The organism is Brachyspira sp. SAP_772 (assembly GCF_009755885.1).
GTDB lineage: Bacteria > Spirochaetota > Brachyspiria > Brachyspirales > Brachyspiraceae > Brachyspira.
The window spans coordinates 784,904-796,658 of sequence record NZ_VYIX01000002.1 but is presented as its reverse complement, the minus strand read 5'-3'; the positions used below and the strand labels follow the sequence as shown (position 1 = coordinate 796,658).

14 protein-coding genes are annotated in these 11,755 nt (G+C 27.4%); 5 read left to right on the top strand and 9 right to left on the bottom strand.

From position 1 onward, the window contains the following. Positions 1–130 precede the first annotated feature (130 nt). Positions 131–1,099, top strand: a complete 969-nt coding sequence (locus GQX97_RS08725; protein ID WP_157151553.1) for a sulfurtransferase — start codon at positions 131–133, stop codon at positions 1,097–1,099. A 100-nt stretch (positions 1,100–1,199) separates the two neighbouring features. On the opposite strand, the gene GQX97_RS08720 is transcribed toward GQX97_RS08725, so the two are convergent. The 9 genes from GQX97_RS08720 to GQX97_RS08680 are packed head-to-tail and all read right to left on the bottom strand — an operon-like array spanning position 1,200 to position 7,337. Further along, positions 1,200–1,643 (bottom strand): hypothetical protein, encoded by a 444-nt coding sequence (locus GQX97_RS08720; RefSeq protein ID WP_157151552.1) that lies wholly within the window; start codon positions 1,641–1,643, stop codon positions 1,200–1,202. A gap of 39 nt (positions 1,644–1,682) precedes the next feature. Next, positions 1,683–2,687, bottom strand: a complete 1,005-nt coding sequence (locus GQX97_RS08715) for a (Fe-S)-binding protein (RefSeq protein ID WP_157151551.1) — start codon at positions 2,685–2,687, stop codon at positions 1,683–1,685. 10 nt (positions 2,688–2,697) lie between these two features. Continuing rightward, on the bottom strand, positions 2,698–3,381 hold the full coding sequence (locus tag GQX97_RS08710) for a TIGR04283 family arsenosugar biosynthesis glycosyltransferase (protein WP_157151550.1): 684 nt from the start codon (positions 3,379–3,381) through the stop codon (positions 2,698–2,700). 18 nt (positions 3,382–3,399) lie between these two features. Then, a complete protein-coding gene (locus tag GQX97_RS08705; protein ID WP_157151549.1) occupies positions 3,400–4,059 on the bottom strand; it encodes a TIGR04282 family arsenosugar biosynthesis glycosyltransferase in 660 nt (219 codons plus the stop codon). Positions 4,060–4,073: 14 nt separating this feature from the next. Continuing rightward, a complete protein-coding gene (locus GQX97_RS08700; protein ID WP_157151548.1) occupies positions 4,074–4,481 on the bottom strand; it encodes a hypothetical protein in 408 nt (135 codons plus the stop codon). A gap of 23 nt (positions 4,482–4,504) precedes the next feature. Further along, positions 4,505–5,197, bottom strand: a complete 693-nt coding sequence (locus GQX97_RS08695) for a YdjY domain-containing protein (RefSeq protein ID WP_157151547.1) — start codon at positions 5,195–5,197, stop codon at positions 4,505–4,507. A 41-nt stretch (positions 5,198–5,238) separates the two neighbouring features. Next, positions 5,239–5,919, bottom strand: coding sequence for a YdjY domain-containing protein (locus GQX97_RS08690; RefSeq protein ID WP_157151546.1), 681 nt, complete (start codon positions 5,917–5,919; stop codon positions 5,239–5,241). Positions 5,920–5,944: 25 nt separating this feature from the next. Beyond that, positions 5,945–6,613, bottom strand: a complete 669-nt coding sequence (locus tag GQX97_RS08685; RefSeq protein WP_232473302.1) for a TVP38/TMEM64 family protein — start codon at positions 6,611–6,613, stop codon at positions 5,945–5,947. After that, the gene (locus GQX97_RS08680) at positions 6,603–7,337 is read right to left on the bottom strand and encodes a TVP38/TMEM64 family protein (protein ID WP_157151544.1); all 735 of its coding nucleotides are present in this window, start codon (positions 7,335–7,337) and stop codon (positions 6,603–6,605) included. Before GQX97_RS08680 ends, GQX97_RS08685 begins: the two co-directional genes overlap by 11 nt. Positions 7,338–7,701: 364 nt before the next feature. On the opposite strand from GQX97_RS08680, the gene GQX97_RS08675 reads away from it, so the two are divergent. The 4 genes from GQX97_RS08675 (at position 7,702) to mtnK (ending at position 11,754) form a co-directional block, all read left to right on the top strand. Continuing rightward, positions 7,702–8,103, top strand: coding sequence for a rhodanese-like domain-containing protein (locus GQX97_RS08675; protein ID WP_157151543.1), 402 nt, complete (start codon positions 7,702–7,704; stop codon positions 8,101–8,103). A gap of 278 nt (positions 8,104–8,381) precedes the next feature. Then, a complete protein-coding gene (arsS, locus tag GQX97_RS08670) occupies positions 8,382–9,329 on the top strand; it encodes an arsenosugar biosynthesis radical SAM (seleno)protein ArsS (RefSeq protein WP_157151542.1) in 948 nt (315 codons plus the stop codon). A gap of 79 nt (positions 9,330–9,408) precedes the next feature. Continuing rightward, positions 9,409–10,455: an S-methyl-5-thioribose-1-phosphate isomerase gene (gene mtnA / locus GQX97_RS08665; protein WP_157151541.1), complete on the top strand. Its 1,047-nt coding sequence runs from the start codon at positions 9,409–9,411 to the stop codon at positions 10,453–10,455. A 36-nt stretch (positions 10,456–10,491) separates the two neighbouring features. Further along, positions 10,492–11,754 carry an S-methyl-5-thioribose kinase gene (gene mtnK / locus GQX97_RS08660; RefSeq protein WP_157151540.1) on the top strand — a complete coding sequence of 421 codons (1,263 nt, stop codon included), beginning with the start codon at positions 10,492–10,494 and terminating at the stop codon, positions 11,752–11,754. Position 11,755 lies beyond the last annotated feature (1 nt).

Sequence of the window (11,755 nt, the reverse complement as noted above, 5' to 3'; positions counted from 1 at the left end):
ATTTTTAAAAATTATAAAATATAAAAATTGAATATATTTAACTAAACAAAATATAAACTAAAAATTATTGACCAACACATAAATTAATAATATAATCTAAACAAAATATTTTTTTAGGAGAAACAAAAAAATGAAAAAGTTATCTTTACTTTTTATATTATTTTTATTTTTATCATGCGGAAAAACAGAAACAACAAATCAAACAGCAACACAAACAGATTCAGTAAATGCTTCTCCTGTAGAAAAGCAGAGAGTGTATGTAAGTGCCGATTGGGTGAAGAGTGTTATAGATGGAAATCAGCCTCAGTCATCAAATTATGTTATTTTAGAAGCTTCTTGGGGAGAGCCAAGTGCCGATTATAAGAATGCTCATATACCCGGTGCTTTGCATATAAACACAGACTTAATAGAAGAGCCTAATTATTGGAATGTGAGAACTCCTGAAGAGATAGAACAGGTTATGAAAGATTTCGGAATATCAAAAGATACTGCTGTAATCATTTATGGAGAGCCTTCTCCTGCTGCTAGAGTTGCTCTTACATTTCTTTGGGCTGGAGTTGAAGAGGTTCATATATTAGACGGCAATTTGAAAGCTTGGACTGATATGGGATATGCTACTTCTAATAATGCTGAAAAAGCTGCTCCTATAGAAGATGTTGGAGTTACTGTTCCTGCTCATCCTGAATATATTATATCACTTCCTGAACAAATAATAGAAAAACAAAAAGATCCTAATTTCAAACTTGTAAGCATAAGAAGCTGGGATGAGTTTATAGGTAAAATAAGCGGTTATAGTTATATAGAAAAAGTTGGAGAGCCTAAGGGAGCTGTTTGGGGAAGAGATGAGTTTGATTATGTTGATGATAATGGAAAAGTTATAAGCATAGATGAAGCACAAGAAATATGGAATGAATGGGGAGTAACAAAAGACAATGAAATATCATTCTATTGCGGAACTGGCTGGAGAGCTGCTATACCGTTTTTAATAGCTTATCAGGAAGGCTGGACTAATGTAACTTTGTTTGACGGCGGTTGGTATGTATGGCAGATGAACCCAGAACTTCCTATTCAATTAGGAGACCCTAGAACTAATAATTAATTATTGTAAAGTTTATTATAAGCGGGCATTCTTTTTTGATGTCCGCTTTTATTTTTTATTTATATTTTTATAATTATTATTTTTTATTATTTCATTTTTATTATTTTATTTTCGTAATAGAAGATTTTGATATCATAAAATATACTACCGTTTTTATAAACTCCACTGCATAAGCTATAAAAAATATTAATGACATATAATAATATGATAATAATGTCTTTTGAGAGAATATATTAAAAAAAGAAATTAAAAGTATTCCAAATAAAAATAATGAAATATTTAATACATACAAATATATGCGAGGCTTTTTTTTGATAATATAAATAAACATCACTATAGAAAGTATGATTATAATTAAAACTATAATAGAAGCAATATTCATAACATTTTCCATATTATAAATGCTGTTTAATTTATTGTTGGTGTATACAAAATGACGCATTACGCCCATTTTCTTTTTAGATAGAACATGCAAAACAAAAGCTAGTATTACAAACAAAACTTGAATTATAGTTATTAAAGCAAATAATATTTTTTTAATCATTTTTAATCCTATTTGTAAGTTTCAATTATATATTATTTCTTACAATTTAAAAAACTTAAATAAAGCTCTGCTCAGTATAGAAGTTTTATTTTTTATTTTCAAATTATCCATATTAAACATATCAAGTAAAATATGATGAATATTTTTTATATTATGCCTATTAAAATTACCCGCACAAGTAGCACAGTAAACATATAACTCTTCAATATTCTTCTCTTTAAGTTTATCTATAAATCCTTCCGCCAATTCTCTTTCATTAGAAATAGCACATCCCCCTAACCCGCAGCAATTAACATCATTTATCTCTTTTATTTTATCTTTATCCAAATCAATAATCTTTAATATAGAATCTTTTATATATTTTGTCTCTTTATCTGGGCAAGGTACAAAAAGATTTATCTCTTCTTTTTTATTTAAATTAAATTTTAATCCAAGCTCATTCATCTTCTCATATATAGTGATAATTTTTATATTAATTCTAGGCTTTAAAAAATAATAACAATTAGGACATAAAGTTATTATCTCCTTAACTCCCCTTGAAAGCATATTCTCTTCTAATTTTTTTATTATATTTGCTTCATATTCTTCTATTCCCAACTCAGCTATAGGTTTCCCGCAGCAGTCAAATACCACTCCAATATTATATTCTTTTTTAAATTTGTGTAATATATCTTTTAAAGCATCAGGATAAAATGATGAAAAATTGCATCCCGGAAAAATTACAGACTCACTTATCACATTACTATAGTTTTTAAATATATAATCTTTTTTCTCAAACAATAAAGCTCTATATTTTTTTTCTATTTCCTTTTTGTTATCTTTAGATGATTCTACTTTACTATGCCTCAAAGCTAAAGATATCTTAGAGCCGTCTATATCCTTAGGGCATACTATCTTACAATCATTACATAAAAAACAATGATATGCCAAATATCCTCTTTTAGAAAACTCTTCCAAATCCATGTTATATTTAGTTAAAAAACTGCATTTTTTTATGCACTTGTTACAATGAATACAGTCTTTTACATTATCTGGCATCTTCATAAAAAAATCCTCATTTCATATTGTTATATATATTAGCTATCTTTTCTATATCTTCACCGCTTCTAAACATATACTGAAGCTTCTGCATACAAATCATAGTCTTTATAATGCCATTTTTTTCAAACCTTCTAGCAGATGAAATTATATATGAATCAATAGCCTTTATTGGACAAACCTTTTTTAATTTTATAGACAATTTATAATCTTCCATAAGAGCTATATCATCAAACATTCCTATATCATAAAATAATTCTTTCTTTATAAATATACCCTGATCTCCAAAAGCTATATGCCTTAATGAAACTCTCAAATTAGAAAAAAATCCGCATATATGCATTAATATTTTTCTGCTGTCAAATTTTATTTTTAAGCACCCTGCTTTATTAGTTTTAATAAAGTTTTCTATTTTTATTAAAACATCTTTTTCTAAAATGCTGTCAGAATGCAAAAACAAAAGAATGTTGTATCTGCTCTCTTTAGCTCCATTATTTAATTGCTTAGCCCTTCCCTTTTGAGAATGAACTATTTTATAATTATTTTTTATTACACTGTTTAATATGCTTAATGTTTTATCGCTGCTTCCACCGTCAGAGAATATAACTTCAAACTCCCCTTCAAGCTCATTTAAATTGCTTATCAATTTTTCTATTGTATTTTCTTCATTTAAAATTGGTATGATTATAGAAACAGACACTTAAAAAAATCCTAATTATTATAAATTAATGCTTTTTAAAAAATTACTTGTGTTTATTATTTTTTTATCATTATTTATCCTGCTATTTAAAGCCAATAAATCATCATATTCATCAATATCATGTCTTTTCTCTATAAGAAAATATTTCAAATTAATATTTTCTATAGCAGCTAAAATATTATTAAGAGTGCCGCTATTAACTTTCACTATTATATCATTATACTCTTTCATTCCTACTAAATAATACCCACCATCATAGCTAGGCCCAAATACAAAATCATTATTATCCAATAACTCAAAAGAATCAATAATGTCTTTTTCATCTATCTCCGGTATATCAGTTCCTATTAATATGCACTTCTTATATCCAAGAGAAAATACTTCTTTCATAGAATTATATATTTTTTCATTTTCATTAGGAGAGTTTATCTCTTGTTTTATATATTTTTCCTCATCATAAAATATTTCTTTTAGTATATTTAAATCCCCATCCGGATTATATGCTATTATAATATCAATATTATTTTGTTTTAAGCTTATAATTTTTTTATAAATATCTTTTAAAAAACATTTATGAAGATTGCAGCATTCCTCAGCTGATAATTTTTTCTGAAGTCTAGTTTTTGTTTTGCCTGCGATAGGTATTCTAGTAAATATTATTAAAGCATTAGATTTCATTTAGCCGCACTTCTTTATTTTTTATTAAATTTTTTATTTAAAGATGAAATTAATATAATTAAAATACCGCCAAACATAAATATAAACAAAGCTATATTAATAGTGTTTAATTTTAATAATCTCTTAGCATACAAACCATCTCTTATAATAGAAGAAGGAGTATATAATATAGCAGAAGGCGATAATATAATTAAAGCAATTATAAAACATACAATAAGATTGATAAGCGAGAATATTGAATGTTTTTCAAAAATATGTTTTTTGTTATTAATAAAAATAAATATAATAAAAAGTAAAGCCCATATTATAAAAAAGCATAAACCTATATTCATACGCATTTCAAGCCATAGATTTTTAAACATAATAAAAGAAATAATCATAGCCCATAAAAAAGTATTATACAGCACAATAAAATATTTCACCTATCAATCCTTTTATAATTTAATTATTTATCTTGAGCTATTCTAAATATAACAGAAACTCTTGTGCCATCTGCAGGCAATACATCTTCTCTGCCGTATCTTCCTATTTTTTTCATTTCAACAGCACCAGTTTCATAAGCAGCGTCGCTTGTTATACCAACAGCACAGCTATCAAGACAAAGTATACATCCTGTTCTTTTTGCTTTAGCATTTTCTATATTTCCGCCGAATCTTATATCCATAGGTCTTTCTTCATCTGATCTTATTATTTCAGCAAAAGGAATCTCTTTGCCCAAACCGTCCCAAGTAACAAATACATCTAATTTTTGTCCATCAACTGTTTTTCCTAATTTCATGTCATCCATAGTGAGATTATTGCCAGCTACAGCTCCTATATCAATCAAAGCCTGATAAAATTCTCTCTCATCTGCTAATCCCCTTAAAACAGATTTATCCCCGTTTGAACCCCTATCAAATACAACACCATGTCTTGTCGGCGAATTAAAATATTTGCCGTTTACTTCTGCAGGAATTATAACTTCTTTCTTTTCTACATCTATTATAACAGGCTCTGCTCCCTCATCTCTTAATATAACGCTTCCCATAGAATTAGTTAATTGAACACCTTCAGATGCATTTTGTGATGATTGATTTCCGCATGATATAAACATTAGTGATAAACATGCAGACAAAATAATAATAATTTTTTTATTCATACTACTATCTCCTTTTTAAATTTTTTATATAAAATATTTAATTATTTTATTCTAAATATAACAGAAACTCTCTCTCCGTCTTTTGGCAATATATCTTCTCTTATAAACTTGTCTATCTTTTTATTTTCTAATTCAGCAGTAGCATAAGCTGCATCACTTGTTATAGCTATAGGACAGCTGTCAAGACAAAGTATGCATCCTGTTCTATTGTCTTTAGCAGCCTCGAAGTTTCCTCCAAATCTAATATCCATATCCCTTACATCATCTGACTTTATTATCTCAGCAAAAGGAATCTCTTTACCCAAACCGTCCCAAGTAACATATACATCTAATTGCTGTCCGTCTACATTCTTACTCACCTTTGTATATTCTTCTAATTTTAGATTATTTCCAGCTATAGCTCCTATATCAATTAAAGCCTGATAAACTTCTCTTTCATCTGATAAGCCTATTAAAACTGCCCTATCTCCATATTTTCCGCCTTCAAACACTATGCCATGATGTCTTGAAGGATTAGTAAAATATTTGCCGTTTACTATAGCTTCTATTATTATCTCTTTTTTGTCAGCATTAATAATAACAGGCTCAGCACCATTGTCTCTTAATATAGCACTCCCAATAGAATTAGTTAATTGAGAATTAGAAGATGCATTTGATGCTTGATTGCCGCATGATATCAGCATTACTGATAAACATGCAAATAAAATAATTTTTTTATACATTTTATTGCTCCTTTTTTAATTTTTTTTAAGTACATTTATTTAAATATTTCTTCTTAAGCAAAAATGATATAATAAGCACAAATATCAATATAGCCGCAGATATTAAAAAATATAAATATTTATTATCCTGTGAAACTATGCCTACAGATGCTATGGTAAATAAAGATATTCCGGGAAGCATAAACAAAAATGTGTATAGAGAATATTTTATAAAACTTACATCAGTAATGCCATAAGCAAAATTTTGTATATTATATGGAAACAAAGGCACTAACCTAGTAATCATTAAAAGAAGCATAGCATTTTTATTTCCATCTTCAAATAAAAGTTTATTCAAGCACTTATTTTTCTCTACAAGCGGTTTTACAGCATCCTTAAGAAAAAATCTTGAAATCAAAAAAGAAATTACAGCAGCCAAAGTAGAAGATAAAGAACATAATATAATACCAAGCACAGGCCCAAATAATATTCCAGAAAATAATGCAAATGTAACTCCGGGCAATGCTAATACAGAACTTCCAACAGCAGTTGCTATAATATATATTATAGATGCTTTAATAATATTGTCGCCTATCATATATTTAAAATCATCAAAATTATGAAACCTCTCATGCAATTTATAATGATGATTAACAATAACGATTACAATTACCGCTAATATAAATATTGCTAATTTTATATATTTAGATTTCATTTTCATTTTTTTTTAAATTATTATTTTCAGTTTTATCTTTTTTGTTTTTATATATTTGTCTTAATAGAATTATTAATGCAGATAAAGCAAATAATATTAAAAGCCCTGTAACAAACAATTTAGCTCCGCCAGTAAGCATTCCTCCCACATAAGAATAAACTATTGTAGCAGGAAGCTGACCTATACCAGTTGCTATAAAAAAGCTTAAAAAATTCATTGAGGTAAGCCCAGCAGCATAACTTACTATATCAAAAGAAATAAAAGGAAGTAGTCTTGCTATAAGAATGCTTTGCCTTCCATATTTAGCAAAGAAGTCATCTATCTGTTTAAGCCCCGTTTTACTTGTAAGTTTCTCAACAAAATCTCTTCCCAATATTCTTGCTATATAAAAACATACAGCAGCACCCGCCATAGCACTAGACCAAGATAATAAAGCCCCCGCCTTCCATCCAAATAAATTAGCATTTGCAAATGTAATCAAAAATGCTGGTAAAGGAGCTGCTATAGATTGAAAAACCATAAGCATAAATGAAACAGCCATAGCATAATGTCCATAAGAAGCTACAAACTCTTTTACAACATTAAAATCTCCTGTAGCAAACATTTTAAATATTGCATTAATATTGCTGTTTACTACTGGTATAAAAAAGTATGCTAACACACAAATTACTATTATTAGCAGTAAAATAATTTTTTTTATTAATGATTTCTTATTTTCAGACATAGGTCTAAACTCCTAAATATATACAAAAGTATACAAAAACTTTTATTTTTTTTAATAATTATTTGAATTTGATAAATATAAGTCTCACGGACTATGATAGATTATTATTGAAGAGGGAATTTGTGCTTGTTAAAAAATGTGCTAAATTTTATTTTGGAATATACTTTTAGCATATAAGCTCCAATAAATTAATACATAAAATATTAACCAAAAAAAGTAAAAATATCAAGTAGACTATAAAAAATAATTATTAATTTTTCATACAAATTATTATATATTCTTAAAAGATAATTTATTTATTGACTATAATCATCTATATGTTATCATATTTGAAATTTTTATAAACAAAAGGAGAGTTTTTATTATGAGAAAAAGCATTATAATTTCTTTTGCATTATTATTATTAATAAGCTGCAGCAATTCATCACAAACTTCAGAAGATGCAGTAAATTATAATAATCTAACTGTAGATGAAGTTATCACTCTATGGCAATCAAATCCTGACATTATAGTGATTGATGTTAGAACTCCGGAAGAGATTGCTGAAATAGGTGCTATAGAAGGTTCTACTAATATAGACTTCAAAGCAGCAGATTTCAAAGAAAAAGTTTCATCATTAGACAAAAGCAAAGAATATATATTATTCTGCAGAACTGGAAACCGCTCTGGACAGGCTTCTAAAATAATGGCTGATTTAGGTTTTTCTAATGTGAATAACCTTAATAATGCTGGTTATGATGATTTATCTAAGGCTTTAGCTAAATAATAAAAAACAGCATTTAATTATGAAATACAGTCTTTCAATTTATTACAAAAATAAAATCCCTCTTATTTTCTAATCAAATTAGATCGTGAATCTAAATAATCATATTCAATAAAAAATAATTTAATAAAATAATTTTAACAAATAATATTTATATAATATAGATTTCTATAATTAAGTTTATAAGAAATTTTATTGTAGTTTAAATTTGTTTTAAAGACTGTATTTCAAAAATTAGATTATAAAACAATAGGTTGTAATAAATTAAGGAGTATACAAAAATGGCACATTTTTCTGAAACTTTAAAAAAACATAATATAGAATTAAAAAAGAAAGAAATAGAAACTTTACAAATTAATGTTGGGTATAATTGTAATTTGCATTGCAGTCATTGTCATGTGGATGCTGGAATAAACAGAAATGAATCTATAAGCAAAGAGGTGTTAGATGATTGTTTAAAATTCATAAAAAATTACAACAAAAAAATAGATGTTGATATAACAGGAGGTGCTCCTGAAAATTGTATGTTTCTATCTAAGTTTATAGAAGATGCAAGAAAATTAAAAAATGTAAATAGAATTATATTAAGAAGCAATTTAACTATTTTAGAAGATAAAAAAGAACTTATAGAAGTTTTTAAAAATAACAAAGTAGAATTAGTAGCATCACTTCCCTGCTATACTAAAGAAAATGTAGATGAACAGAGAGGAAACGGCACTTATGAAAAATGTATAAATATGCTTAAATATCTAAACTCTGTAGGTTATGGTGTTGATAAAGATTTGATTATCAATTTAGTTTATAATCCACTAGATGATTATTTACCCGGCTCTCAGGCTGAATTAGAAAAAGATTATAAAGAACATTTAAAAAATGAACATAAAATAGTATTTAATAATTTATATACTATCACTAATATACCTATAGGAAGATTTGAAGAGAAGCTTAAAAAAAATAATAAGTACGACAAATATATGCAGCTTCTTGAAGATAATTTTAATGCATCAAACGCTTATAAGGTTATGTGTTTAAATACAATCAATGTTGGTTATGATGGTAAGGTGTATGACTGTGATTTTAATCAAATGAAAAAATTAGCATCTGTACACAATAAATATATAGGAGATTTAACTATTGATGATTTAGAAGAAAACTCTATTGTAGTGGAAGATTATTGTTATGGATGTACTGCGGGAGAAGGAAGCAGCTGTCAGGGAAATTTGCAATAATATTATTATTAAATTTATAAAAAAAATAATAATTTAATAATTGTTCTGTTAAGTTTTATAAAAAATTAGGAGAGTACTAATGCCAAATATACCTACAGTAAGATGGAGCGAAGATGAATTATTTATACTTGATCAAACATTATTGCCTGCAACTGTTAAAGAAATAAAGTTATCAAGTATTGAAGATTCTTATAACGCTATAAAAGAGTTAAAGGTAAGAGGTGCTCCTGCTATTGGAGTAGCTGCTGCTTATTCTTTGCTAATAGATTTAAAAAAAGAAACTAATTTATCAAGCAATGATTTTATTGGCCTAATAGAAAAGAGAGCTAAATATTTAAACTCTTCAAGACCTACGGCTGTTAATTTAAGTTATGCTCTAAACAGAATGTTTAATGCTATAAATAATAAGAAAGACAAAACTTCTTTAGAGCTATATGATTTGCTTGAAAGTGAAGCTAAAAATATACATTCTGAAGATATTGATATATGTCAAAAAATAGGCGAATATGGGGCAACACTTTTAAAAGAAAACTCTGGAATATTAACCCATTGTAATGCAGGAAGATTAGCAGTAAGCGGAATAGGAACAGCACTTGCACCAATGTATACGGCACATCAAAGAGGAATAAATATAAGAGTATACGCTGACGAAACTAGACCGCTTCTTCAAGGAGCAAGACTAACAAGTTTTGAGCTGCAGGAGGCTGGAATAGATGTTACTTTGATATGCGATAATATGGCTGCTTTTATAATGTCTAAGGGGCTTATTGATTTGGTGATAGTAGGATGCGACAGGGTTGCTGAGAATGGGGATGCCGCTAACAAAATAGGTACTATGGGAGTGGCTATTTTAGCTAAACATTTTAATATACCTTTTTATATTGCTTGTCCTTCTACTACTTTCGATTTAAATACAAAAACAGGCAGCAGCATAGTAATAGAAGAGAGAGAGGCTAAAGAAGTGATAAATTTCGCAGGTGTTCAAACTGCTCCTTCAAATATTAAAGTGAGAAATCCTGCATTCGATGTTACTCCAAATGAACTTATAACAGGTTTTATCACAGAAAAAGGAATAATAAAGCCTCCATATCAAAAAAGTTTGAAAAAGGCTTTTGATTTAAACTAACTATTTAAACTAATAAATAAAAGGAGTTTTTTACATATGGCTTATAAACAATTAAATATAAATACAATCATAGATTATTTAAAAACTATAGATGAAATGAAAAATATATTCTCAAGCTTTGATGATTTAATCATAAAAGAAATTGGAGATGGAAATTTAAATTTTGTATACAGCATCACAAATAAAAATAATGATAAAGAAACTGTAATATTAAAACAATCTGTGCCTTTTTTAAGATGCATAGGAGAAAGCTATCCATTAGAAAAAGACAGAATGAAAATAGAGATAAAAACGCTTAAAGAAGAATATAAATTATGTCCTAATTTAGTGCCTAAAATATATTATGACTCTGAAGATATGTGCGTTGTTATAATGCAAAACTTAAATAAACATAAAGTTTTAAGAGGAGAAATTATAGAAGGTAAAAGATTCCCTAAACTAGCTGAAGATTTAACAGACTTCCTTTCAAAAACTTTATTCTACACTTCTGATTATTATTTGAATTCAAAAACAAAAAAAGCTCTTGTTGCTGAATATATGAATGCAGAATTATGCAGCCTTACAGAAGATTTTATTTTTACTTATCCTTTTGAAGATAATGATACTAATGTGTTTTATGATGAATTAAATATAGATAAAGTAAAAAAATTCCAAAGAGATTCAAAATTAAAAACAGCCGCAGCTGAAATGAAATATGCTTTTATGACTAAAGCAGAAGCACTTCTTCATGGTGATTTTCATTTAGGAAGCTTTATGGTAAATGAAGAAGAGACTTATGTAATAGACCCAGAGTTTGCATTCTACGGCCCTATTGGTTTTGATATTGGAAAGGCTATGGCTAATTTCTTTATGGCTTATGTTTCGCATGAATATCATCAAAAAAGACTAGGCACTAATTCAAAAGAATATAGAAAATGGCTTTTTGATACTGCTAAATATATGCTTAGTGGAACTTTAACTAAATTTGAAGCTCTATGGAAAAGTCATTTAGAAAAAACTAAACCCTTATATTGGCAATACGAAGAAGGAAAAAAACATTCAGAAGAATATATAAAAACCGTATTAAATAGAATATTTAGAGATACTGTTGGTTTTGCAGGATGCGTGCTTATAAGAAGAACATTAGGTCTTGCTAAAAATAAAGATATATCAGGAATTGAAGATTTAAATGAAAGGGCAAGATTAGATTGGATATGCCTAAACATAGGAAGAGAGTTTTTAGTAAATAAAGATAATATCGACAATATAGAAAAAGTAGAAAAAATTGTAAACGAATATTCTAATATTGATAAAATATAAA

Coding starts and splice junctions, on each gene's coding strand:
- GQX97_RS08690 (WP_157151546.1), bottom strand. CDS start 5,919: ATGTATAAAAAAATTATTTTATTTGCATGTTTATCAGTAATGCTGATA.
- GQX97_RS08720 (WP_157151552.1), bottom strand. CDS start 1,643: ATGATTAAAAAAATATTATTTGCTTTAATAACTATAATTCAAGTTTTG.
- GQX97_RS08680 (WP_157151544.1), bottom strand. CDS start 7,337: ATGTCTGAAAATAAGAAATCATTAATAAAAAAAATTATTTTACTGCTA.
- GQX97_RS08725 (WP_157151553.1), top strand. CDS start 131: ATGAAAAAGTTATCTTTACTTTTTATATTATTTTTATTTTTATCATGC.
- GQX97_RS08675 (WP_157151543.1), top strand. CDS start 7,702: ATGAGAAAAAGCATTATAATTTCTTTTGCATTATTATTATTAATAAGC.
- GQX97_RS08715 (WP_157151551.1), bottom strand. CDS start 2,687: ATGAAGATGCCAGATAATGTAAAAGACTGTATTCATTGTAACAAGTGC.
- GQX97_RS08695 (WP_157151547.1), bottom strand. CDS start 5,197: ATGAATAAAAAAATTATTATTATTTTGTCTGCATGTTTATCACTAATG.
- mtnK (WP_157151540.1), top strand. CDS start 10,492: ATGGCTTATAAACAATTAAATATAAATACAATCATAGATTATTTAAAA.
- arsS (WP_157151542.1), top strand. CDS start 8,382: ATGGCACATTTTTCTGAAACTTTAAAAAAACATAATATAGAATTAAAA.
- GQX97_RS08685 (WP_232473302.1), bottom strand. CDS start 6,613: ATGAAATCTAAATATATAAAATTAGCAATATTTATATTAGCGGTAATT.
- mtnA (WP_157151541.1), top strand. CDS start 9,409: ATGCCAAATATACCTACAGTAAGATGGAGCGAAGATGAATTATTTATA.
- GQX97_RS08705 (WP_157151549.1), bottom strand. CDS start 4,059: ATGAAATCTAATGCTTTAATAATATTTACTAGAATACCTATCGCAGGC.